General features: G+C 68.3%; 21 protein-coding genes and 1 pseudogene. 9 read left to right on the top strand and 13 right to left on the bottom strand.

Translation table 11 applies throughout. The annotated features are described in order from the left end of the window. Positions 1 to 85 precede the first annotated feature (85 nt). Entirely contained in the window at positions 86 to 1,369 is a 1,284-nt protein-coding gene (locus LUX31_RS03630) for an MFS transporter (protein WP_235473072.1), read from the top strand. A 78-nt stretch (positions 1,370 to 1,447) separates the two neighbouring features. On the opposite strand, the gene LUX31_RS03625 is transcribed toward LUX31_RS03630, so the two are convergent. Beyond that, positions 1,448 to 1,972 (bottom strand): flavin reductase family protein, encoded by a 525-nt coding sequence (locus LUX31_RS03625; RefSeq protein ID WP_235473071.1) that lies wholly within the window; start codon positions 1,970 to 1,972, stop codon positions 1,448 to 1,450. Next, positions 1,972 to 2,460, bottom strand: coding sequence for an NADPH-dependent FMN reductase (locus LUX31_RS03620; protein ID WP_235473070.1), 489 nt, complete (start codon positions 2,458 to 2,460; stop codon positions 1,972 to 1,974). The genes LUX31_RS03625 and LUX31_RS03620 overlap by 1 nt, the downstream gene beginning before the upstream one ends. 309 nt (positions 2,461 to 2,769) lie before the next feature. Here LUX31_RS03620 and LUX31_RS03615 point away from each other — a divergent pair, with 309 nt between their 5' ends. The 5 genes from LUX31_RS03615 (at position 2,770) to LUX31_RS03595 (ending at position 8,701) form a co-directional block, all read left to right on the top strand. Beyond that, a complete protein-coding gene (locus LUX31_RS03615) occupies positions 2,770 to 3,684 on the top strand; it encodes an alpha/beta fold hydrolase (RefSeq protein WP_235473069.1) in 915 nt (304 codons plus the stop codon). A 174-nt stretch (positions 3,685 to 3,858) separates the two neighbouring features. Further along, entirely contained in the window at positions 3,859 to 5,412 is a 1,554-nt protein-coding gene (locus LUX31_RS03610) for an acyl-CoA synthetase (RefSeq protein ID WP_235473068.1), read from the top strand. A gap of 104 nt (positions 5,413 to 5,516) precedes the next feature. Beyond that, positions 5,517 to 6,620, top strand: a complete 1,104-nt coding sequence (locus LUX31_RS03605; protein WP_235473067.1) for an acyl-CoA dehydrogenase family protein — start codon at positions 5,517 to 5,519, stop codon at positions 6,618 to 6,620. Between the two features lie 41 nt (positions 6,621 to 6,661). After that, entirely contained in the window at positions 6,662 to 7,855 is a 1,194-nt protein-coding gene (locus tag LUX31_RS03600) for an acyl-CoA dehydrogenase family protein (protein WP_235473066.1), read from the top strand. Between the two features lie 15 nt (positions 7,856 to 7,870). Beyond that, positions 7,871 to 8,701, top strand: a complete 831-nt coding sequence (locus LUX31_RS03595) for an SDR family NAD(P)-dependent oxidoreductase (RefSeq protein WP_235473065.1) — start codon at positions 7,871 to 7,873, stop codon at positions 8,699 to 8,701. A gap of 42 nt (positions 8,702 to 8,743) precedes the next feature. Here LUX31_RS03595 and LUX31_RS03590 read toward each other — a convergent pair whose 3' ends face one another. Beyond that, positions 8,744 to 9,880, bottom strand: a complete 1,137-nt coding sequence (locus LUX31_RS03590; RefSeq protein WP_235473064.1) for a Gfo/Idh/MocA family protein — start codon at positions 9,878 to 9,880, stop codon at positions 8,744 to 8,746. 31 nt (positions 9,881 to 9,911) lie between these two features. Next, a complete protein-coding gene (locus LUX31_RS03585) occupies positions 9,912 to 10,976 on the bottom strand; it encodes an extradiol ring-cleavage dioxygenase (RefSeq protein WP_235473063.1) in 1,065 nt (354 codons plus the stop codon). A 127-nt stretch (positions 10,977 to 11,103) separates the two neighbouring features. Here LUX31_RS03585 and LUX31_RS03580 point away from each other — a divergent pair, with 127 nt between their 5' ends. Then, entirely contained in the window at positions 11,104 to 11,976 is an 873-nt protein-coding gene (locus LUX31_RS03580) for a PaaI family thioesterase (RefSeq protein ID WP_235473062.1), read from the top strand. A gap of 56 nt (positions 11,977 to 12,032) precedes the next feature. On the opposite strand, the gene LUX31_RS03575 is transcribed toward LUX31_RS03580, so the two are convergent. The 9 genes and pseudogenes from LUX31_RS03575 to LUX31_RS03535 form a co-directional block, all read right to left on the bottom strand. Continuing rightward, a complete protein-coding gene (locus LUX31_RS03575) occupies positions 12,033 to 12,368 on the bottom strand; it encodes a DUF4286 family protein (protein ID WP_235473061.1) in 336 nt (111 codons plus the stop codon). 25 nt (positions 12,369 to 12,393) lie between these two features. Next, the gene (locus LUX31_RS03570; protein ID WP_235473060.1) at positions 12,394 to 13,188 is read right to left on the bottom strand and encodes an SDR family NAD(P)-dependent oxidoreductase; all 795 of its coding nucleotides are present in this window, start codon (positions 13,186 to 13,188) and stop codon (positions 12,394 to 12,396) included. Further along, on the bottom strand, positions 13,185 to 13,382 hold the full coding sequence (locus LUX31_RS03565) for a ferredoxin (protein WP_235473059.1): 198 nt from the start codon (positions 13,380 to 13,382) through the stop codon (positions 13,185 to 13,187). Before LUX31_RS03565 ends, LUX31_RS03570 begins: the two co-directional genes overlap by 4 nt. Before the next feature lie 104 nt (positions 13,383 to 13,486). Beyond that, complete coding sequence (locus LUX31_RS03560) at positions 13,487 to 14,584, bottom strand: NAD(P)-dependent alcohol dehydrogenase (protein ID WP_235473058.1); 1,098 nt, start codon at positions 14,582 to 14,584, stop codon at positions 13,487 to 13,489. 108 nt (positions 14,585 to 14,692) lie between these two features. After that, positions 14,693 to 15,880: a cytochrome P450 gene (locus tag LUX31_RS03555; protein ID WP_235473057.1), complete on the bottom strand. Its 1,188-nt coding sequence runs from the start codon at positions 15,878 to 15,880 to the stop codon at positions 14,693 to 14,695. A gap of 58 nt (positions 15,881 to 15,938) precedes the next feature. Continuing rightward, positions 15,939 to 17,435, bottom strand: a complete 1,497-nt coding sequence (locus LUX31_RS03550) for an aldehyde dehydrogenase family protein (protein WP_235473056.1) — start codon at positions 17,433 to 17,435, stop codon at positions 15,939 to 15,941. 143 nt (positions 17,436 to 17,578) lie between these two features. Next, a pseudogene (locus LUX31_RS03545) lies at positions 17,579 to 17,677 on the bottom strand (aldehyde dehydrogenase family protein); the annotation flags it as partial. Positions 17,678 to 17,768: 91 nt separating this feature from the next. Further along, positions 17,769 to 19,013 (bottom strand): cytochrome P450, encoded by a 1,245-nt coding sequence (locus LUX31_RS03540; RefSeq protein WP_235473055.1) that lies wholly within the window; start codon positions 19,011 to 19,013, stop codon positions 17,769 to 17,771. 52 nt (positions 19,014 to 19,065) lie between these two features. Continuing rightward, entirely contained in the window at positions 19,066 to 19,914 is an 849-nt protein-coding gene (locus LUX31_RS03535) for an enoyl-CoA hydratase-related protein (protein WP_235473054.1), read from the bottom strand. 191 nt (positions 19,915 to 20,105) lie between these two features. On the opposite strand from LUX31_RS03535, the gene LUX31_RS03530 reads away from it, so the two are divergent. Together LUX31_RS03530 and LUX31_RS03525 are read left to right on the top strand one after the other, a co-directional pair. Further along, positions 20,106 to 20,957 carry an alpha/beta fold hydrolase gene (locus LUX31_RS03530; protein WP_235473053.1) on the top strand — a complete coding sequence of 284 codons (852 nt, stop codon included), beginning with the start codon at positions 20,106 to 20,108 and terminating at the stop codon, positions 20,955 to 20,957. A 55-nt stretch (positions 20,958 to 21,012) separates the two neighbouring features. Next, entirely contained in the window at positions 21,013 to 22,644 is a 1,632-nt protein-coding gene (locus LUX31_RS03525) for an AMP-binding protein (protein ID WP_235473052.1), read from the top strand. The last annotated feature ends 28 nt before the right edge of the window (positions 22,645 to 22,672 follow it).

Raw genomic sequence — 22,672 nt, 5'->3', positions numbered from 1 at the left:
TGCCGCCGGCGATCCGGCCCGACGCGCGCACGGAGGAACGACACGGGGCAACGACACGAGGGAACGAGCCGAGAGGGGCCGACGCATGACCCGCACTCCTGCCCGCGATTCGGACGTGGGCGCCACCGACGCCCCCAAGGCCCCCGGCGGCCCCGCCGTCCCGGCCGGGCCCGGCGCGGGCCGCTACGGCTGGGTGGTCGTCGGGCTGGCGTTCACGATCCTCAGCCTCGTCGGCGGTCTGACGTTCTACGCGATGTCGGCGTACATCAACGCGCTGGTGAGCGAGCGCGGCTTCTCGCTCCAGGTCGCGTCCGCGGGCCCGACGATGTCCGCGTTCTTCGGCGGGTTCGGCGGACTCGCCACCGCGCGGCTGATGAGGACGGTGTCGACCCGTCTCATCATGGCCGTCGGCGCACTGGGCCTCGGCGTCTCGGTGTTCGGCATCGGATCCAGCCACGCCGTCTGGCAGTTGTGGGGGGCCTTCGCGCTGTCCGGCTGGTTCAGCGCCATGACCTCGGTCATCCCCGTGTCGTCGTTGGTCGCCCGATGGTTCCCCGACGCCCCGGCCCGCCCGCTCACCCTCGCCATGACCGGCCTGTCGGTCGGCGGTGCCGTCGTCCCGCCGGCCGTCCTGTGGGTACTCGGCGCGTACGGCCTCACCGTCGGCAGCGCCGTCCTCGGCGGCACCGTGGTCGTGCTGATCGGCGTCGCGGTCGTCTTCGTCAAGGAGCCGCCCGCGCGCCCGACCTCCGCCGCGTCCGGCATCGCCCCCGGCGAGCGTCCCTCGCTGACCGAGAAGCGTTTCGTCCTGCTCTTCCTCGGGATGACCTGCCTGTTCCTGTCCCAGGTCGCCACGACCGCGCACCTCGTCCGGCTCGCCGAGGAGGACGGCATCGGGGGAGCGGCCCTCGCGGTGTCGATCCTGGCGCTCGGCAGCTTCAGCGGCCGGATCGTCGGCATGCCGCTGCTGCCGCGGATCGGCCTGCGCCGGCTCGCCGTCGGGGTGGGCCTGGTCCAGGCGGCCGGGCAGCTCGTGCTGTCCCTGTCCCACTCGGAGGTCGAGCTCTGCGTGGGCACGTACCTCCTGGGACTGGCCATGGGCAACGTCTCGATCCTGCAGTCCCTGTTCACCATCGAGGCGTACGGCCTCGACGCCTACCCGTGGGTCCTCTCCCGGCTGAGCCTGGCCGACCCGATCGGCGCGGGCCTCGGCCCGCTGCTGGTCGGACTCATGCACGGCTGGTCCGACGGCTACCGGTGGCCGCTGATCACGATGGGGGCCCTCTCGGCGCTCGGTGCCGTCGGCCTCTTCCTCACCGGGGTCGACAGCCCGTCCAAGCTGCGTCGTCGCCGGCGCGGGCGGCGTTAGCCCGTCGACAGGGGCACAACGAGGAGCGGCTCGCAGCAGTGGTGCTGCGAGCCGCTCCTCGTTGTGCCCCTACAACCCCTACGCCGCTTGCGGCGGACGCACCGGGAGAAGCCGGCGGAAGCCGCTGTTGTGGAAGACCATCGGGGCGACGTCCGGGTTCGCCTGGAGGGAACAGATCCTCAGCAGGACCACGTCGTGGTCTCCGGCGGGGAGCTGGTCGTGCACCTCGCACTCCAGCCACAGGGTGGAGCCGTGGACGAACACCGCCCCCGACTCCGCGGCCTCCCAGGAGACGTCGGCGAACCGGTCGCCCTTCTTCGACGCCAGCGCCGAGACCTCACCGGTGTGGCCCTCGGCGAGGACGCTGACCCCGATCCGGGGAAGGGCGGCCAGTGTCGGCCAGGTCGTGGACGTGTGCGCCACGCAGACCGACACGAGCGGGGGTGCGAGGGACACGGACGTGAAGGAGCTTGCCGCCATGCCCTGAGGGACACCGTCGAGCATCCCGCACACGGCCGTCACCCCGCTCGGGAAGCATCCGAAGGCCCGCCGCAGCACGGCCTGGTCGAAGAGCATGTCGGTCCTTTCCACGCTGCTGGTCATCACGAACCCTCCGTCGGAAGCACGGCGCCCGCCCGCTCGAGCCACGCTGTGAGCTCGGGACTGTCCTCGTAGGCGGAGTCGAGCAGATACAGACCCGGGGCCGGGCACGAGCAGCCGATCTCGACCAGCACCGGCTTCAGTGACAGTTCCACGGCCAGCGCATGGTGCGGGGCGGCGCCCAGCATCAACGCCACCGTGGTGACGCCGCCGAGTTCACCGGCGCCGAACTGATCGAGGAAGAGCTTGAGGAGTCCCGTGTAGGTCGCTTTGAAGGTGGGGGAGGCGACCACGAGCAGGTCGGCGCTCTTCACCTGGTCCTTCGCAACGGCGACCGAAGGATCGCCCCAGCCGAGCAGCCCTGGTCCGAGGTCGGCGACGTCGATGACCACGTCGGGCTCGGCACCGGTGAGCCGCTCGGCCAGCAGCACCGCGGCGTGGCGTGTGCGCGAGCGAGGCTTTGGATTTCCGACTACTACGACCGTGCGCATCAGCACTTCCTCGTCGACGGGGATGTTGCTCTCACACCACAAGTCAAGAAGAGGGATATTTCCCGACGGCATCATGTGTATTGCGCCACCGATGCGCTGGGCGCCGCCGCCCTCGCCCCCAGTTGTACAAGGTGCTGGACCGGCTTTCCGCCGTCAACTCCGTCGATTACGCCGCCCGGAAGTCGTCGCCCAGGCGGTCGCCGAATCGACGTACGAGGAGTTCGAGGAGTTCAAGGAGCCGCTGTACGCGCCCCCGGGGGTTCCGCTGTCCGGAACTCACCGTTGGCAGAGGCCTGTAACGCTTCCAGCATGGCGACCATGCGGATTGCCGGCCGGAAGGCCATGACGCAGCCCTCGTGGAGGCCACCCGTGGTCGGCGTCCCGGGCCCGGACGGCACCACGGTCGCGGTGCACGACCTCGGCGGCGACGGACCCGCTCTGCTGTTCTCGCACGCGACGGGACTGCACGGACTGGTCTGGGAGCCTCTCGCGAGGCACCTCACAGCGAGCTTTCACTGCTGGTCCCTGGACCTGCGCGGCCACGGGGATTCCGCGCTGTCACCCGACGACGACCTGAACTGGGCCGGATTCGGGCAGGACGTTCAAGCCGCACTCGCGGTGACAGGCCGCACCGATGTGACCGGCGTCGGGCATTCGCTCGGAGCGGTCGCCTTGATGATGGCCGAGCTCGCCGAGCCCGGATCGTTCCGGCAGTTGATCCTCTTCGAGCCGGCGATGCGGGCGGCGACCACCGCGCTCTCATCGGAGGAGCTGCATTTCCGGGACCTGCTGGCCCGGGGCGCGGCGGCTCGGCGCCCGGTGTTTCCGTCGCGCGCCGAAGCACTGGCCAACTACGCGCGTAAGGCCCCGATGTCACGGTTTCAGGCGGCGTCCCTGCTCGCCTACGTCGATCACGGCTTCGCCGAACGAGCCGGCGACGGCGGCGGGGTGGAACTGAAATGCCGGCCGGACGTCGAGGCCAGGGTCTTCGAGCAGACCCACCGGCACGACACAGCCCAGCGGCTCCACGATCTTCGATGCCCGACCGTCATCGTCAAGGGCGCGCTCACCAGCCGGTTGCAGTCCATCAGCGCCGACGCGGTGGCCGGCGCACTCGGCGCGGCGGCCGTCGAGTGGGACGGCATGGATCACTTCGGTCCGCTGGCGCAGCCGGAGCGCTTCGCCGCGCTGACAACGCGGCTGCTGGGCGTGCCGGGCAGCTGACCCGGCCGGCTGCCCGGCCGCTCATTTCGGGTGCCGGGGCCGTCCGTTCCGCCTTGCGGAAATTTCACGGATCGACCGGGCGGCCGGTCCCTAGCCTCGACACGTCGGTTCCGATTGCCGGAGATCGGATCGCCGGTGCGGATCGTTCTGGCGAACGCCTGATGGGAGCGGAGCTTGAGCCTCGTTGACTACCTCGACAAAGGCGCGTCGCTCGGCCCGGACCAGCCCTGCCTGGTCGCCGGCGAGCGTACGTTCACGTACGCCGAGGTCCAGCACCTCAGCCACCGGGTGGCCGCTGCCCTTCAGCGGTCGGGAGTGCGGGCGGGTGACAAGGTCGCGATCCTGTCCGGCAACGATCCGGTCGCGTTCGCCTCGGTGTTCGGGATATCGCGCCGGGGAGCCGTGTGGTGTCCGATCAACCCGCGCAACGAGGCCGATGAGAACCGCGAGCTGTTCGAGCTGTTCGACTGCACCTGCCTGATCTTCCAGTCCGCGTTCGCGCCCATGGTCGAGCGGTTGGCCGCGCGGCTGCCCGGCCTCAAGGCGTACGTCTGCCTCGACGCCGAGACCCCGCTCGGAAACAGCTTCGACCGCTGGCTGGACGCTCCCGACGACACCACCGGCCCGGACCCCCGGCATGCCGACGACACCGTCATGCTCGTGGGCACCGGCGGAACGACCGGGAAGCCGAAGGGCGTCCAGCTGACCGACCGCAACCTGGAGACGATGTCGGCGATCACGCTGATGAGCTATCCGTTCGAGGGGCGCCCGGTCTACCTCGCGCTCGCGCCGCTGACCCATGCGGCGGGTGTGCTCTGCTTCCCGGTCATGGCGCTGGGCGGCCGTGTCGTGATCATGGCCGACGCGGACATCGGGCGGTTTCTCGCGTTGGTGCAGTCGCACCGCGTCACGCACAGCTTCCTCCCGCCGACCCTGATCTACCTGGCCCTGGCGCACCCGGACGCCCGGTCGACCGACTACAGCTCGCTGCAGTGCCTCTGGTACGGCGCCGCACCCATGTCGCCCGACCGACTGCGGGAGGCGATCGGGCTCTTCGGGCCGGTGATGGGGCAGTTGTTCGGGCAGTCCGAGGCGCCCATGATGATCTCGACCATGGCCCCGGCCGACCATCTGCTGCCGGACGGCAGTCCGGCGACGGGACGGCTGGCCTCGGCCGGGCGCCCCTCGCCGCTGGTCACCGTCGCGATCATGGCCGAGGACGGGACCCTGCTGCCTGCCGGCGAACGCGGCGAGATCGTGATCCGCAGCTCCCTGGTCATGGCGGGCTACTACAAGAACCCCGAGGCCACCGCCGAGGCCGCCGCACACGGCTGGCACCACACCGGGGACATCGGCTACCTGGACGACGACAACTACCTGTTCATCGTGGACCGCGCGAAGGACATGATCATCACCGGTGGGTTCAACGTCTACTCCGCCGAGGTCGAGCAGGCGCTCATGAACCATCCCGCCGTCCACGAGGCCGCGGTCGTCGGCCTGCCGGACGAGAAGTGGGGCGAGCGGGTGACGGCCGTCGTCCAGGCCGCGCCGGGCCACGACGTGGACCCGGCCGAGATCAAAGCCTTCGTGAAGGCCCGGATCGGCAGCGTCAAGGCGCCCAAGGAGATTCACCTGTGGCCGGACCTCCCGCGCTCGAAGGTGGGAAAAATCCTCAAGGTGGAGATCCGGGACGAGCTGGTGCTCGGGCAGAAGAAATCCGCTGACTGATCACGGAGTTCAGCGCAGTGGAAAGCGATCTTAATTCCACGCGGCTGCGGGTCGACAATCACCCGAGTACTGCTCGTGAAGTCATTTCCGAAAGGCGTCGAATCGTGTTCGACTTGTCTCTGACCGTGGAACAACAGCGCATCTCCACCGAACTGCATGACCTCGCCGTCGAGCGGCTGCGACCGCTGGCCGCGGAAGCCGAGGCCCAAAGCGCCTTTCCCGAGCCGATAGTGAAGACGCTGGAAGGCATCGACTGGCTGCCCGGCCGCGACGCCTTCGCCGCAGGAGCGGAGGATCCGCTGAGCTTCTGCCTGGCCGCCGAAGGACTCGCCTGGGCGGATCCGGCACTGGCGTACGCGTGGGTCACCTCCCGGCAGGTCGCCTGGCTGATCGCGGCGTGCGGCTCCGGCCCCCAGCGGGAGAAGTACCTCCCGCTGCTCGCCCGTTCGCCACTCGCCCCCGCCGGTCTGCTGCTCTTCGAGGGCTACGGCCGCGCGCCCTCAGAACTGGAGGCGACCGCGCGGCGCGACGGCGACGACTGGATCGTCAGCGCAGAGAAGACCGCTGTCGCCTTCGCGGGCCGGGCGGACGTCGCCGTCGTCATCGCCCGCGACGAGGACGGCGAACTGATCGGGTTCGTACTCGACGACCCCGCCGCCTCCGTCCGGTTCGAGGGAGAGCACGACCGCCGGCTGGCGCTCGGCGCCGCCGCGCTCGCCACCAGGGCGGTGGTCGACGAGCTGCGCATCGGCCAGGACGCGGTTCTGCGGCAGTCCGGGCTCGCCGCGGCGATCGGGGTGTGCCGCCTCGCGCAGGCCGCCGTATCCCTGGGCGCGGCGGAGTCCGCGACCCGCTACGCGGCCGACTGGGGGCTGAACCGTACGGCATTCGGCCGTCCCCTCGTCGGGTTCCAGGGCGTCGCGTTCGTACTCGCCAATCTGTTCATGGAGGCCGAGTCCACCCGCGCGGCACTCCAGGAGGCCGTCACGAGCCTGGCGACGGCCGACGACGCCGAGGACCGCACATCCCGGGTCGTGGCGCAGGTGAACCACCTGGTCCGGAACGCGTCGCGGGAGGGGATCGAACTCATGGGCGTCCACGGCGTCATCACCGACCACCCGGTCGAGCGCATCTACCGCAGCGCCGCCGTCCTTGCCTCGATCGACTTCGACCCGCTCATCAACCTCCTGGTGCTCAGCAACAGCTGAGCGGTCCGGAACAACCACGAACGAACACGAAGGTGTGGCCCGTGCTGACAACCGAGATATCACCGGAGACCAGGCAACTGCTGGCCGAGATAAACGACTGGACCATTGCCGAAGTGCGCCCCCGTGCCCGCGAGGCCGACGACACGCAGGCCTTCCCCGCGGACACTGACGAAGTCCTCGCCAAGTGCCCCGTCAAGCACAGCCCGCTCGACTTCCGCTACTCGGGCCCGGGTCACACCGATGACCCGCAGGTCCTGAAGAAGCTCGAAGGCGGTGGCGCGTTGCTGGGGCTGCTGGTCATGGAGGAGATGTGCTACGGCGACGGCTGGGGCTGGCAGGGACTGCCGGGCAACAACCTCGGCGAGCGCGCCGTACGGCTCCTGGGCTCCCCGGAGCAGGTGGAGAAATGGGCCGACGGCACCCTGCGGGGCGAGTACAAGTTCACCTCGATCTGCATGACCGAGGACCACTGCGGCTCCGATCTCTCCCAGATCAGGACGAGCGCGGTCCGCGACGGCGACCACTGGATTCTCAACGGCCAGAAGCGGTTCATCTCGCACGGCTCGACCTCTGACTATCTCGTGGTCTTCGCCCAGACCGAGCCGGGGGCGGGCCTGAAGGGGCTCCGGGCCTTCATCGTCGACCGCCAGGACGCGGGCCTCAGGACCACCAAGTTCACCGAGGACAAGCTGGGCCAGCGCTGGTATCCGCAGGCCACCATCGAGTTCGAGAACCTGGTGCTCGCCGAGGACCGCAGGCTGCCGAGCAACGACTTCGGCCAGATCATGGCCATCATGAACGGCACGCGGCCGCACTGCGCCGCACAGGGGCTCGGCATGGCCCGCGGCTCCCTTGACTACGCCTGGAACTGGGTCCAGGAACACGACAAGGGGTACTCCTCGCGCCGCCGGGACCGGCTGGTCGAAGACGTGGCGGAGATGCGGCACGCGCTCGACCGGGTGCGCGCGCTCGTCCTGCGCGCCGGCTGGATCCACGATCGGGGCGAGGCCAGCGCGACGGCCGCACACATGGCGAAGGCCTACGCGCTTCCGGTACTTGAGGCCGTGACCTTCCGCGCGATGCAGATGATGGGGCCCGCCGCGTCGTCGAAGGAACACCTCATCGAGAAGTGGTACCGGGACGTGAAGTTCCTCGACATCGTCGAGGGCACCGGGCAGCTGCACCGGATCGGCGTGGCACGGGCCCGTATCGGCAAGGCCGCCGCCACCGCCTAGACCAGGAGTCGGCTCATGGACCAGTACCAGCACCCGCTGTCCTCCCGTGTCGCCGTGGTGGTCGGCTGCGCCGGAGGCATCGGCGCGGCGACAGCGGCGACACTCGCCGCCCGTGGCGCGGCCGTCGTGCTCGCCGACATCGACGAGGCGGCCGTCAAGGAGAACGCGGCGCGCATCGTCGAAGCCGGCGGGACGGCGGCGGCGACGGGCTGCGACGTACGCGACGAGGGCCAGGTCGCCGCCACCATGAAGCTCGCGGTCGACAGCTTCGGGCGGCTCGACATCCTGCACAACAACGCCGCCGCCATGCACCTGCTCCGGGAGGACAGGGACGTCGTGTCGGCCGACATCGGCCACTGGGACCAGACCCTGGCGGTCAATCTCCGTGGTCAGCTGCTGGGCAGCAAGCACGCCATTCCGCACATGCTCGCGCGCGGCCGCGGCAGCATCGTCAACACGGCCTCGGTCACCGGACTCATGGGCGATGTGATGCTGACGGCCTACGGGGCCTCGAAGGCCGCGGTCGTACATCTGACGCTGTCCATCGCGACGCAGTACGGAAAGCGGGGGATCCGCTGCAACGCCGTGGTCCCCGGCCTCATCCGGGTGTCCCGGCCCGGCGGGGGCCTGTCCGAGGAAACGCTGCGGAAGCATCTGCGGCAGCAACTGCTCGGTGCCACCGGGCAGCCGCAGGACGTCGCGAACGCCGTCGCCTTCCTGGCCGGTGACGAAGCCCGCTTCATCACCGGCCAGTTGCTGAAGGTGGACGCCGGACTGACAGCGCACCAGCCTTCCTACGCGGACGCGGTCGACGCGCTCGACACGGCGCTCGACACGATGAGCTGAGGACGCGCCGACGGCGCGAGGACCGCGAGGACCTGGTACGCGTCACCGCAGCCGGTGGCGCGTGCCGCTGCGCGCGCTGCTCTCGACAACCGAGATCATCCGATGCCGGACCAGGGCATCCGCGAACGTGGGTACGGTCCTGGTGCCCTCGCGCAGGTCGCCTGCCAGCCGGGCGTACGACCTGGCGATGTTGGCGGCCGGCGAGTGGCCGAGGGTGTTGACGACGGCCACGGCCTCCGCGGGGACCCCGTAGGACGACGGGATGTCCACCGGCGTGCCGCTCGTCTCGCCGGCGCGGGAGACTGTGACGGTCAGCGGATAGATGCCGGGGTGCGAATGGCGGGCGGTGACCTGAACGGTGCCCTCGGTTCCGTTGATCTCCCACAGGAAGCTACTATGCCCGGTGAGACCTTCGCGGAAGTGCGCCGAAGCCGTCACGCCGCTGCCGAGTCTGCCGATGACCGCAACCTGATCGGGTGCCGTCTTGGGCCACGACTCGCCCGTTTCCTTGATCTTCAGTACGGGCAGGCGGGTGTCGGTGAACGAGGACAGCTCGTCGAACTCGCCGAGGCAGTGGCACAGGACGTCCAGGCTGTGCCCGCCGGCGATGGTCAGCGCGGTAGCCCCGTTGGCGGGGTCGGCCAGGTATGCGTGGGCCTTGGGCACCACGGTTCCCGGCATGGACGTGCCCACCATCGTGGTGGACAGGACTTCGCCCAGCCACCCGTCCGCGATCCGATCGCGGACGTAGCCGACGGCGGGGGCCGATCGCGCCTGAAGCCCGATCATCGTCGGCACGCCGGCCTGCGAGGCCAGGGAATCCATCGCCTCCGCCTCATCCAGGTTCGCGCCGAGCGGCCACTCGCAGTAGACGGCCTTGCCCGCGCGCAGGGCGGCACTCACCAGTTCGAGGTGATGAGGCACCTTGACGGTGACCACGACAAGATCGACGTCCGGGCAGCCGACCAGATCGCCGTGATGGTCGAAAGCATGGTCGGCGCCGAACGCCTTCGCCGCGGCGTCGGCGGATTCGCGCCGCGTGGTGGACACGGCTCGCAGAGCGAAGTCCGGCAGCACGCCCAGCGCGGGGATGTGCGCGGTGGCCGCCCAGCCGTGGTCCGGATTGGCCCCGATGATCCCTACTCCGACGGGTTTCCGTGCGTGCTCCGCAGTCTTCACGTTTCCCGCCTCTGACAGGTCTCGGTGGTGGTCATGTGAAGACCGCGAACACCTTGTTCGAGTTGAGGACCTCGGTCTGGACGAACTCGCTCTCCTGAAGCCCGAGGCCGAGTTCGTGCATCGCCCCCAGCAGGCAGAACCAGTTGAGCATTTCGTGCTGGCCGGCCGCGACGACCTCCCGTGTCGTGGTCTTCGTCCAGGCGTCGTAGTCGCCCGCCACCATCGCGTCGTAGAGCCTGCGGTCGGCCCCGGTGTCGGGGCGCAGATGCCAGTCCTTGTCGTTGAGGAACGCGTGCGACCAGCTGGACGAGGCGACCAGGGCGACCCGCCGGCCACTGTCGCGGACCGCCCGGCCCACCGCCTGGCCCATCTCGAAGCAGCGCCTGGGCGACGGCCCCGGCGGGTCGAGGTCCTCGCCGGCCTGGATGTCGGCGAACCGTGCGATGCCGCCCTTGCGGGCGATGACGTGCTCGCCGTAGCAGTTCACCGCGATGGGCACGATCGGATACGGGAACTCCCTGCCGATGTGGTCGTAGTCGAGGAAGATCTGCGTGTTGGCGAAGGCGTGCGGGAAGTGCACACCCTTGCGCTGTTCATAGGAGTACGCCACGTCCACCCCCTCGCTGCCGACATCGGCGACGAGCTGCTTGGCGAAGTCGAGCGCGCCGCGCATGGTGAAGGTGAGGTCCTGCGACACATCCCAGGCGTTGGGCACCTTGAGCAGCTTGAGGACCGCGAACGCCTCGACCTCGGTGTCGTCGTAGGCCAGGACGCAGAAGGACGGGATGACCTCCTCGCGGAAGTTCTCGTACTGGTCGTCGCCCCAGACCACCAGGAGGTCGGGCCCGAACTCGTCGATGGCGGTGCGTGCGCGCCGCAGACCCTGTCGCAGTACCTCGCGGTGGGCCGCGGCCGCGGTCGTACCCTCGTCGTCGCCCCATTCCGCTTTGGCCTGCGCGGGCCAGTTGGCGGGGTCCTTCAACTCGGCGGGGATGTCGGGATCCTTGAGGATTGTCTTCATCAGACTGGCCATGTGGGCGTCGGTGGCAGCCAACATCGGGTAGTGCGTCATGCCGATACCGATCACGTTCGACACGGTCGGGCCTCCTCTGCGGGGTTCCTGGGACTTATGTCTACCGGCCGACCCGCCGCCGCGCGACGCCGTGTTCTGCTGCCCGGAACCCGACGTTGGCCCGGCAAGGGACAGCGCCCAGACTCGCGAGATGGATTCGATCACCGGACCGGCGCCCGACCGGAAATGGCACCCGCAGTCGACCCTTCTGACACCGGCCGACGAGCTGATGGGCATCGTGAGCACGCGGCGAGCCGACGGCTCCGTCGACGCCCGGATGAGTCCGCTCGCCCGGTGTGTGGACGACTCCGGCGACATCGCGGCGGGCGCGCTCTTCGTACTCGCCGACGTCGTTCTCGGGCAGGCGAGTGTGAGCCGGCTCCCATCGGACCGGTCCATCGCCACGACCAACCTGCACCTCGACGTCGTCGCGCGCCCGACGCTGACGGGTGGCGACATCAGCGGCACGGGCCGGGTCGACGCCGTCGACGAGTTCGGCGTCATGTCCAGCGGCGAACTGGTGGACCAGGCAGGGCGATTGATCGCGGTGATCACGGGGCGGTTCGCGGTCGTGGCCGTGGGCAGCCGGAACGAGGGCACCTTGCCGGCAACCCCGGACCGGGCCGCGCCGCGATCAGCCGGGGCGGCGGACGGTGTGCCGGTGCACGAGTTGCTCGGGCTCAAGCCGCTCGACAAGGAAGGGCCGGTGCTTCGGTTCCAGATAGACGCCCGCCCTGAATTCGGCAATGGCCGTGGCGGGATCCACGGCGGTATCGGGGCGCTGATCGGGGAGCAGGCCGCCGGACACGCCCTGCGGAACATGCTTCCCTCGGGGAGCAGGATGCGACCGGTGGAGATCCGGGCCTGCTTCCTGCGCCCTCTTGAGGCCGGCGGTCCGCCCGTCGGATGCACGGCCGAGGTACTGCACACGGGGCGTCGCCTCGCGGCCACCAGCGCGCGGGTGTTGACACCGGACGGACGTCCTGCCGTTCTGGTCGACGTATTGCATGTCCCGGCTCACTGACGTGCCGGTACCGGAACCCGGCGACTCCGGGCTCCGGCACCAGGTGGTCCGTACGATCAGCCTGCCGGAGCGTTCGTGAAATCCGCGCCGGTGACGCGGCTGCCGAGCGGGGACAGGATGAACGCGCCGGTCTTTCCGAGAGCCTCGGTCGTCGCCATCGAGTCGCGCATCCGGCCGGCCGCCGCCCAGATCTCGCCGATGCTCTCGGCTTCCACCTCGTAGAACGCGTAGTACTTGAACGGTGCCTCGCCGGAGGCCACCTCGAACCGCTCGGCCGCGACGAACCCGGGTATGGCCAGGACGTCCTTCAGGTGTTCGCCGTCGTACCAGGCGTTGAACTCGTCGTCGCGGCCTTCCACCGGGGTCGTCTGGGCGATCATCAGATACCTCATGCCGGTCTCCTTCGACTTCTGCGGCTCAGGTGGTTACGACGAACTTGTGTGGACTGTCCGCGGTCGCGCCACCGTCGATCGCGACGACGGCACCGGTGATGAAGGGGGCTTCGTCGCTGAGCAGGAACGCGACCAGCGCGGCCACCTCGTCCGCCGTGCCCATCCGGTGCGACGGGTTGGTGAGCGTACCCGGCGTGGCCGGGCCCGCCGCCAAACCGGCCAGCATGCCCGGCACCGCGTGCAGGCCGGTGTCGATGAGACCCGGTGCGATCGCGTTCACGCGGATGCCCAGCGGGGCACCCTGCACGCCGGCGCTCTTCGCCAGACCGATGACACCGTGCTTGCTCGCGGAGTAGGCGGGCATCTTGGGAGTTCCCCGCAGGCCGGAGATCGAGGAGGTCAGGACGATGGAGCCACCGGTTCCCTGGGAGTTCAGGACGCGGAAGGCGTTCTTCAGCCCCAGGAACACACCGCGAAGGTTGGTCCGTACGACCTCGTCGAAGACCTCGGCCTCAAGAGCGTCGAACGTGACGATCTCCCCGGCGACACCCGCGTTGAGGTGGTACAGGTCAACGTGACCGAACCTGGAGACGGCACGATCGAAGACCGACGTCATGTCGTCGGCGGAGCCGACGTCACCGCCCAGCACCAAGGTGTCGCCGGTCAGTTCCTTCGCGACCGACTCGCTCCCCGGGACGTCCCGGTCGACCAGCACGACCTTCGCGCCTTCGGCCGAGAGCCGCCGGGCCGTGCTCGCCCCGATGCCGCCGGCGGCGCCGGTCACGAGCGCGACCTTCCCCGCCAGTCCGGTGAAGCTCATGACTCGGCCAGCTTGATGGCGCCGACGGGACAGACGGCGGCCGCGTCGCGGACGGCCTCCTCCAGATCCACGGGAGGCCGCTCGTCCAGGAGCACCACGACCCCGTCCTCCTCGCGCTGATCGAACACCTTGCCCACGAGGGTCGCGCACTGCCCGGCGGAGACGCACATCTCCTGATCCACTGTGACTCGCATGAATGCCGTTCCTTCCTCTGTCCCTGTGTTGTTTCGCTGGCTCTGTCGCCTGCCAACGGCGAACGCCTCGGTGGCCGGCGGTCCCGGGCGGCCTTCCTGACCACTCAGTCCATGACGAGCACCGGCTTGACGGTCCGGCCTTCCAGCGATGCCCTCTCGGCTTCGTTGATCGCGGCGAAGGGATACTTTTCGATCAAGCGATCGAAGGGAAACCGTCCGTCGCGCCAGAGCTTGATCAGGTGCGGAATGAACGTCCGGGGGTCCGCGTCGCCTTCGACCACGGAGCCGAGCTGCTTGCCGAGCAGCACGTTCCCGTCGAGTACCACGTCGCCCGTCTGTACTCCGACGAGAGCGCAGGTGCCTCGGGCCCGTAGGCATTGGATGGCGGAGAGAATCACCGCGGGCACCCCGGTCGTGTCGAAGCTGTAGTGCGCTCCCCGACCTGTGTGCTTCCGGATCTGTTCCACGACGTCCTTGTCGCCGCCCAGCACGGTGGCGGTGGCGCCGAGCTCGGCCGCCAGGTCCAGTCGCGACGGATGGAGGTCGACGGCGATGATCGATTCAGCCCCCGCTGCTTTCGCGGCGAGTAACGCGGCGAGTCCGACCGAGCCCGTACCGAAGATGGCGATGGACGTCCCGGGCTGCACCTGGAGCACGTTCAGGACACTTCCGGCTCCCGTGATCATCCCGCAACCGAGCGGGGCGAGAACGTCCAGCGGGAGGTCGCGGTCGACGACCACGGCGTTGTTCGCGTCGACGACAGCCTTGGTGGCGAACGACGACTGCCCGAACCAGCGAGCCATGACGGGCTCCCCGGCGGCGTCGGTGGCTCCTGAGCCGCCGGCAGCGGAGCGCCCGAAAAGGTTGCGCTCCGTGAAGGTCTCGCAGTACGCGGGATGTCTGCCGGCGCACTCCTGACACGTGGCGCAGGAGGCGAAGGACAGTACGACGTGATCGCCCACCTCGATCCCGGACACGTCGGAACCCCTCCACTCGACCACACCCGCGCCCTCATGGCCGGTGATCACGGGTGGGCCGACGGGGAACTCCGCGGCACGCGGCAGAACATCGCTGTGGCAGAAACCGGCGGCGGCGATCCGCACGACGATCTGGTCCTCACCGGGTGCGTCGAGAGTGACCTCCTCGACGGCATGCGGCCCGTCTTTGGCACGGAGAACCGCAGCAGACGCGTTGATCATCATCTGATCCTCATCGTGATCGATGTGGTGGGATATGAACCACGGGTGACAGGTACGCGGCGGCCCCGACCGCCTCCACGGCCGCCGCCCCGCGGACTCCGGCCGGTGTCCTCACCAACTGCACGGCAGCGACAGCGGCTTACGACTCTGGACGGACCAGAACTCGATGGCATCCAGGTCGTCGACGCGCAGACGCGGCATCCGCCGCAGCACCTCCTCCGCGACGACCCGCATCTCCAACTGCGCCAACGGAGCGCCGACGCAGCGGTGGATGCCGTCGCCGAAACCGAAGTGCCGGTTCGGACTCCGGTCGAGGTCGAACGTGTCCGGATCGTCGAACTTCTCCTCGTCCCTGTTCGCGGACGAGTAGGACAGCCAGACATGATCGCCGGCACTGAGCCGCGTGTCGCGGATGCAGACATCCTGGGTGAGCGTGCGCCGCATCCCCTGAATCGGCGCCTCCATGCGCACGGTCTCCTCGACCGCCTTGGGGATCAACGACCCGTCCGTGAGCAGGCGCCGCTTCAACTCCGGGTCGGAACCTATGTGCATCAGCAGCGATCCGATGCCGCCCACCGTTGTCTCGAAGCCTGCGACGACGATCGTCCAGGAGGTGCCGAGAGCCGCCTCCTCACTGATCGTGGCACCGTCGATCTCCGCCAGCGCGACGCGGGTCAGCAAGTCGTCCCGGGGGTTGGCGCGCCGGTCCGCGAGCGCCTGCCCGATGTGCCCGAAGAACGCGACGGCGGCCTTCCCGCCGGCCTCCGTGTCCCCTTCGACAGCTGCCTTGCTCATGACCGCGAGGAGTTCGGCGAACTGTTCCCAGTCCGACCGCGGAAAGCCCATCAGCTCGGCGATGACCACCGCCGGCAACGGGTCCGCGATCTCCTGCATGAGGTCGGCCGACCCACGCTCGATGAAGCCGTCGATGAACTCGTTGGTCAGCTCCCGGATCGATACCTCGAGTTGCTGCATGCGGCCTCTGCTGAACTCCTGCTGCAGGAGCTTGCGGTACCCGGAGTGCTCCGGCGGGTCGACCTCGAGCGGCGGCAGCGGAACGCTCGCTCCGATGGGCGGGAGAGTGATCCCCGCGGCGCTCGAGAACGTCAGCGGGTCACGCGTGGCGTTTTGGATGTCGTCATAGCGAGTGAAAAGCCAGAAGCCACCGAGCTTGGGTGAATGGAGAATCGGGCACTGCTCACGCAGAGTCTTGAACCGTTCGTCCGGATTTCGCGCGAACGCAGGATCCGTGTGATCGAACTCGGTGTCGGTCGTGAGGGGAGCGCCTTCGGTCGCCATTGAACCTCCAAATGCGGGGCGCTGGAACACGGCATTCGCGTCATGCGTATTCAGCCGGTCAGAGCTTCACGTAGACCGACTTGACCTCGGTGTAGTGCTCGTACCAGTTGGACCCGTGCTCGCGACCGACGCCGGACTGCTTGTATCCACCGAAGGGGAGGGAAAGGTCGTTGGTGTAGTAGTTGTTCACCCACACCGACCCTGCCTTCAGGCGCCGTGCGACCCGATGGGCACGGCCCAGATCGTTCGTCCACACGGCGGCGGCAAGCCCGTAGCTCGTGTCGTTGCCCTGGAGGACGGCGTCGTTCTCGTCCGTGAACGGGATCACGGAGACGACCGGCCCGAAGATCTCCTCCCGGGCGATCCGCATGTCGTTGTCGACGTCGACGAAGACGGTGGGTTCGACGAAGTAGCCGCGCCCGTCTGCGGGCGATCCGCCTGTGGTGGCACGAGCGCCTTCGGCCTTGCCGACGTCGAGGTACCCGGTGACCCGCTCGAACTGCTCCTTCGACGACAGGGGCCCCATGTCGCTGGCCGGGTCCAGTGGATCTCCCAACGTCAGGCCGCCCGCGTACCGCGTGAGCGTCTCCACGAACTCGTCGTGGGCGTCGCGTTGAACGAGGATGCGTGTGCCGGCCGCACAGATCTGGCCCGAGTTGAGCGAGAAGCCGGCGAGCGCGGTCGGTACGGCCGCGGCCATGTTCGCGTCGGCGAAGACGACGTTGGGTGATTTGCCGCCGAGTTCGAGGGTTACCCGCTTGAGATTGCCCGTGGAGGCACGCAGGATCGACCTCCCGACCTCGGTCGATCCGGTGAACGCCACCTTGTCGATTCCCGGGTGCTCGGCGATGGCGCTGCCCGCTCCCGGGCCGAAGCCGGTCACGATGTTGACGACGCCGTCGGGGATACCGGTTTCGAGCAGCAGTTCCCCGAGTCGCACGGCCGTCAGGGGCGTCTGCTCGGCGGGCTTGATGATCACGGTGTTCCCGGCGGCGAGCGCGGGTGCGATCTTCCAGACGGCCATCGGGATGGGCACGTTCCAGGGGATGATCCCGGCACACACCCCAATCGGCTCGCGCAACGAGTAGTTGAAGAACGATTCGTCGGTCGCGGGGGTCTCGCCGTGAATGCTCACGGCCGACCCCGCGTAGAAGTGCAGCGCCCCGACCGCGCCTTCGGTGATCATCGCCTTGGCGGTCGCCAGCGTCTGCCCGTTGTTGAGGCTCTCAAGCTCAGCGAGCTCGTCCAGGTTCGCCTCGATCGCGGCGGCGAACCTGAGGAGGTACCGTGCGCGCTCGGCCACGGGCAGTCGGCCCCAAGGTCCTTCGAACGCGGTTCGGGCGGCATCGACCGCCGCGTCGACATCGGCGGCGTCGCCTTCGGCCGCCCTCGCGAGAACATCCTCGGTCGTCGGATCGACAATCTCGAACGTCCTGCCGGAACGGGCGTCGACCCACCGGTTGTTGATCAGCAGTTTCTTCACCGGACTGGCGAGGAAAGCCTTTACACCGGGTTGGGTAATCCGCTGCGCAGTCGAGTAACCGACGGTCGCCATGGACCTCTCCTGTCGACTGAATTACGTTCTCTGCCGGTTCGTATGCAGAGAAGCTAAAGCCGGGCCGACCCAGAGCCCAACCGCCTGTTCTACGGAGCGGAACGAGCAATTCTCGTCGCATCCAATTGTGTAAAGCCGGGGCAGGGGCTGAAGATCTCCTCCCGCGCGATCCGCATGGAGTTGTCGACATCCCGGAACACCGTGGGTTCGACGTGGAAACCCCGCGGCAGGTCGGCCCGCCGGCGCCGGGGTGTTCCAGGGCGTGATGATGCCGGCGACGCCAACCACATGAGACCAGGCAGCTCGCGATCACGCGATGACCTGGCCTGTCGCCTACCAGGTGACCGGCAGTGAATGCACGCCGTAGATGATTCCCTCGTCCTTGAAATCGACCTGGTCCGGCTCGATCGCGAGCCGCAGAGTCGGGATGCGCCGGTAGAGGGTTCCGTAGACGATCTGGAGCTCGACCCTGGCCAGAGGCTGGCCCAGGCACTGGTGGGGGCCGAATCCGAAGGCCACGTGCTTGCGTGCGTCCCTGCGCAGGTCCAGGCGTTGGGGATCCGGGAACTCCTCGGGGCTGCGGTTGGCCGCGTCGAGCGACAGCGCCAGACCGTCTCCCGCGCGGATCGTGACCCCGTCCATCTCGATGTCCTCCAGAGCGAACCGCCGTGGGGCGATATGGGCTATCGAGAGGTAGCGCAGCATTTCCTCCACGGTGGACGCGAGCAGCTTCGGATCATCGGTGTCGCGCAGCACGGCGAGCTGCTCGGGGTTCTGGAGCAGGGCCAGCGTTCCGAGGGCGATCATGTTCGCGGTCGTCTCGTGGCCGCCGACGAGCAGCAACCGCCCGCTGATCGCGGCCTCGCGTGCGGTTATCCCTCCGGTGGCGACGTGTTTCACCGCCACATCGGAGAGGAGGTCGGCGCCGGGATGTTTCATCTTCTCGACGACCAGACCTTCGAGGTAGTCGAGCAAGGCCCCTTGCGCGGTGTTGACGACATCGGGCGGCGAGCCCGTGCTGATGATGATCCGGGCGGTCTCCTGGAAGAACGACTGCTTCTCGACCGGGACGCCCAGCAGCAGGCAGATGATCAGTGAGGGCACCGGGAGGGCGAAAGCTTCCACGAGGTCGGCCGGTTTCGGCCCGGCCAGCATGTCGTCGATCAGGCCGTCGACGCTCTCCTGGATCTGCGGACGCATACTCTCCACCCGTCGCGAGGCGAAGGGCGCGGTGACCATGCGGCGCAACCGCTGGTGCTCAGGGGAGTCCATGTTGACGAAGCTCTGGCCCTGCATCGCGCGTGCCTTGAATCCCGGACTCTCATGGGGATAACTGGGGTGCCTTGTGTCATGGCTGACGCGTTGGTCGGCGAACAGCGCACGGACGTCGCTGTACTTGGTCACCAGCCACACCCACCTGCCGTCCCACAGCCGGACCTTCCGCATACCCTGCTGTGCCTCAGGCGCGGTCAGTGCGGGAGGCGGGTCGAACGGGCACCCGGCCGCTCTGGGCATCGGGTAGGTCGCCGGTTCCGCTTCGTCGGTCGGTCGGACGATGTTGACGGCTGACTTTCCCATGATCAGGTAACCTCCACCGAATTGACTGGGGTCGTTCGCCGGCCGGCGTTCATCAGCCCCTGGAATCCTCGGTCCAGGACTCCAGCGTGAACTTTCCGCCCCGGCTCGGAAGCGGCGGAAGTTCCTGGAAGGCGGCGGGCCGGTTCTCGCGGAAGCTGGCGAATCCCTCGCGGAAATCGGGCTCGCCGCTCGTCGCGGTCATGACGTGCTCACCGGCCTGCGCCAACGCGGTCGACAGGTCGTTGCCGGTGTCGTCGAGCAGTTGCCGCTTGATGGTCGCCATGGCGGACGGCGAACAGTTCGCGGCCACGTCGGACGCCCAGGTTCTGGCGACGTCCATCAACTGGTCACGTTCGACCACACGGTTGACCAGTCCCATGCGCTCGGCCTCCTCCGCCACGATCGCGCGGCCGGACAACAGCAGGTCACTCGCGTGGCCATGTCCGATCAACCGGGGCAGCATCCAGGAAAGCCCGCGCTCGGCCACACAACCGCGTCGTGAGAACGACGTCGCGATCTTCACTCCCCTCGCCGCGAACCGCACGTCGCAGGTGGCCGCGTAGACCAGTCCGACGCCGGCGCAACCGCCGTTGATCGCGGCGACGACCGGCTTGCGTACCGCCATGGCGAATCGCTCCATCGGATGCGGAATGCCCTTGGCCCAGCCGCCCGCGTCGATGACCTGCTGGGCCACCGCCGCGTCGCCGCCGACACAGAACGACCTACCCGCGCCGGTGACGATCACAGCCCGGACGTCCCGGTCGTCGTCGGCCCGTACCAGAAGGTCGAGGTAGCGCTGCTCCAGCCGCGGATTCTGCGCGTTGTGCGCCTCGGGCCGGTTGAAGGTGATGGTGGCGACCCCGTCGGTCACGTCCCAGAGCACGGTGTCATCTGTATCCATGGTCGAGTGGCTCCCCTGGTCCGGCGGTCCTCCACCATCGCCTCGACGGTGCGCGGCTCGACAGCGGTTGTTCAGCACGGTGGAACCGCACCCCGACGACGTCGATCCGGTTCCGTGGAGTGGAATCCCGGCGCACACGCCCGGTCCGGGCCGAGCACGATGGCCCCTGATGTCGCGCCAAGGGAGGAAACATGACCACCGGAGCGAGGATTTCGACGTCCAGAATTCCCGTCGGCGAGGCCGAGATCCATCTCAATGAGTCCGGCGACCCCGATGCTCCGGCCATTCTCTTTCTGCATGGTTCGGGCCCCGGTGCGACCGGTGCGTCGAACTGGGAGGGCGTCCTCGCCGACCTGGGAAAGGACTACCACTGTCTGGCCCCCGACGTTCTCGGATTCGGTGACTCCACACATCCGAATCCCCCTCCGGCGGGTCTCGCTCCTTTCACTCAGCTGCGCATCGACACGATGATCGGCCTGCTGGACAAACTCGGCATCGACCAGGCCACCCTGGTCGGCAACTCGATGGGCGGCATGTGGTCGATCGGCATCACCGGGCAGGCGTCCGAGCGGGTCGACAAGCTTGTTCTGATGGGAGCCGGAGGATCACCGCCCGAGTTCTTCGGCCCCTCGCTGCCCCATCTGGTCAATTTCTACGACGACCCGTCGACGGAGGCGATGACCGGGCTGCTGCGGGACTTTCTGCACGACCCGGAGCGCCTCGGCGGCAGACTTGACGAGATCGCCGCCGCCCGACTGCCCCGTGCGGTCCGCCCTGAGGTGGAACGCTCCCACCGGGCGACGTTCGACATGAGCCAACCGTGGCGCATCACCGTGGACGACCTTGCGGCGATCACGCAGGAAACGCTGATCATTCACGGCCGGGAGGACAAGTTCGTCACGTTCGGCGGCGGGGTGTACTACTTCCAGCACATCCCGAACGCGCGGATCTACGGAATCGGAAACTGCGGACACTGGACGCAGATCGAGCACCACGAGAAATTCGTTGCCGCCATGCGAGGCTTCCTCGCCGGAGCTCTGTAATGAATGCCCGGTCAATAAGGCACCGCCGTCCTACTGACAAAGGAGTCAGCTCGGTATGGTGATCCCGTCTTCCAAAGTCACGATCGGCCACTTCGAATATGAGCGGTGGACCATCACCGAAGCGCTTCGCGAGAACCTGGCCCGGAGGCCCGGCCAGGTGGCCCTGGGCAGCCCGGTCGCGACGCTGACGTACCAGGAGGTGTGGGACCGCGCCTGCGAACTGGGGGCCGGCCTACGCGGTGCCGGGGTATCCGCAGGGGACCGGGTGCTGATCATGCTCGACAACTCCACGGACTACGCCCTGGCTTTGGTCGCCCTCAACTTCATCGGCGCCGTGGCCGTCCCGACGAACACGATGTACAAGGGCGCGATTCTCACCCATGTCGTGTCCGACAGCGGCGCGACGACCGCTCTCGTGGAAGCGCACTACCTGGAGACACTGTCCAGGTTCGACGGCGGCCTGCTGAAGACCCTTGTCGTCCGCGGCGGGAACGAAGAAGGGAACGGGACCAGGCCCGGGGACTTCTCCGGCCGGCGGCTCCTGCCCTTCACGGCGCTCCAGCTGAGTGGCCCGGCGATCGAACCGGTGGAGCGCCACGTCTGGGACCCGCTGCTCATCGGCTACACGTCGGGGACCACCGGAAAGTCGAAGGGGGTCGTGCTCACCAACGCCCACATGTTCCAGGCCGCTGATCCCGACACGATCCAGGGGATGCTGGGCGGCGAGGACGAGGTCGTGTACATCGTCTGTCCGATGTTCCACATACTGGGCATCGGCGGCATGGCCACCGCTTTCATCGTCGGCGGCAGCGCCTATATCGAGGAACGCTTCTCCGCCAGTACGTTCATCACCGACGCGACCCGGGTGGGTGCGACCCACACGCTGCTGGTCGCCACCATGGGCGAGTTCCTCATGCACCAGCCCCTTCGGGACTCCGACGCGGAGTGCAGCATCCGGACGGCGTACATGAACCCGGTTCACTCCAAGCACAAGGAGTTCACCGCGCGATTCGGGATCGTCCTTCGCTCGTCGTTCGGGTCCACCGAGGTCGGTGGCGTCATCGCGACCGGCGCCGATCAGACCGCGATCGACCGGATCTCCTGTGGCAAACCGCGCCCCGGAGTCCAGATCCGGCTGGTCGACGAACACGACATCGAGGTCCCGGTGGGCGAGCCGGGGGAGTGCATCGTGCGCCACATCTATCCGTGGACGCTGTGCCTGTCGTATCTGCACGACAGCCAGGCGACGGCGAACGCATGGCGCAACGGCTGGTTCCACACCGGTGACCTGCTCAGACAGGACAGCGACGGCTACTACTACTTCGTCGACCGGGTGAAGGACGCGATCCGGCGTCGCGGGGAGAACGTCTCGTCGATGGAGGTCGAGCGGGAGGTGCTGGCACACGAAGAAGTCGTCGGATGTGCCGCTGTCGCGGTCGACGCGGACGAGTTCGAGCAGGAGATCAAGATCTTCGTCGTCCGCCGTCCGGACTCCACCCTCACCGAGGCCGCCCTCACCGCGTTTCTGATAGACCGTCTGCCTCGCTATGCCGTTCCCCGGTTTGTGCGCTTCGCGGAGGACCTTCCTCGTACCCCGACCGGTAAAGCGCGCAAGGCCGAGCTGCGGAGGGAATCCAATGAGGGCTGCTGGGACCGCGAAGCGGCCGGGATCGTCGTTCCCCGCTGAGCGCGGTGGCGCGGTCGGCCGAAGAAGG

Origin of the sequence: Streptomyces sp. GQFP, assembly GCF_021545335.1 — a bacterium.
Lineage (GTDB): Bacteria > Actinomycetota > Actinomycetes > Streptomycetales > Streptomycetaceae > Streptomyces.
The sequence above is the reverse complement of the archived record's forward strand: the minus strand, read 5'-3'. Positions and strand labels throughout refer to the sequence as shown.

Bases quoted from the DNA above. Each gene is read 5' to 3' on its own strand.
- LUX31_RS03575 (WP_235473061.1), bottom strand. From the start codon at position 12,368: ATGAGGTATCTGATGATCGCCCAGACGACCCCGGTGGAAGGCCGCGAC.
- LUX31_RS03530 (WP_235473053.1), top strand. From the start codon at position 20,106: ATGACCACCGGAGCGAGGATTTCGACGTCCAGAATTCCCGTCGGCGAG.
- LUX31_RS03550 (WP_235473056.1), bottom strand. From the start codon at position 17,435: ATGGCGACCGTCGGTTACTCGACTGCGCAGCGGATTACCCAACCCGGT.
- LUX31_RS03560 (WP_235473058.1), bottom strand. From the start codon at position 14,584: ATGATGATCAACGCGTCTGCTGCGGTTCTCCGTGCCAAAGACGGGCCG.
- LUX31_RS03615 (WP_235473069.1), top strand. From the start codon at position 2,770: ATGGCGACCATGCGGATTGCCGGCCGGAAGGCCATGACGCAGCCCTCG.
- LUX31_RS03595 (WP_235473065.1), top strand. From the start codon at position 7,871: ATGGACCAGTACCAGCACCCGCTGTCCTCCCGTGTCGCCGTGGTGGTC.
- LUX31_RS03620 (WP_235473070.1), bottom strand. From the start codon at position 2,460: ATGCGCACGGTCGTAGTAGTCGGAAATCCAAAGCCTCGCTCGCGCACA.
- LUX31_RS03625 (WP_235473071.1), bottom strand. From the start codon at position 1,972: ATGACCAGCAGCGTGGAAAGGACCGACATGCTCTTCGACCAGGCCGTG.
- LUX31_RS03535 (WP_235473054.1), bottom strand. From the start codon at position 19,914: ATGGATACAGATGACACCGTGCTCTGGGACGTGACCGACGGGGTCGCC.
- LUX31_RS03580 (WP_235473062.1), top strand. From the start codon at position 11,104: ATGGATTCGATCACCGGACCGGCGCCCGACCGGAAATGGCACCCGCAG.
- LUX31_RS03525 (WP_235473052.1), top strand. From the start codon at position 21,013: ATGGTGATCCCGTCTTCCAAAGTCACGATCGGCCACTTCGAATATGAG.
- LUX31_RS03565 (WP_235473059.1), bottom strand. From the start codon at position 13,382: ATGCGAGTCACAGTGGATCAGGAGATGTGCGTCTCCGCCGGGCAGTGC.
- LUX31_RS03540 (WP_235473055.1), bottom strand. From the start codon at position 19,013: ATGGGAAAGTCAGCCGTCAACATCGTCCGACCGACCGACGAAGCGGAA.
- LUX31_RS03570 (WP_235473060.1), bottom strand. From the start codon at position 13,188: ATGAGCTTCACCGGACTGGCGGGGAAGGTCGCGCTCGTGACCGGCGCC.
- LUX31_RS03630 (WP_235473072.1), top strand. From the start codon at position 86: ATGACCCGCACTCCTGCCCGCGATTCGGACGTGGGCGCCACCGACGCC.
- LUX31_RS03555 (WP_235473057.1), bottom strand. From the start codon at position 15,880: ATGGCGACCGAAGGCGCTCCCCTCACGACCGACACCGAGTTCGATCAC.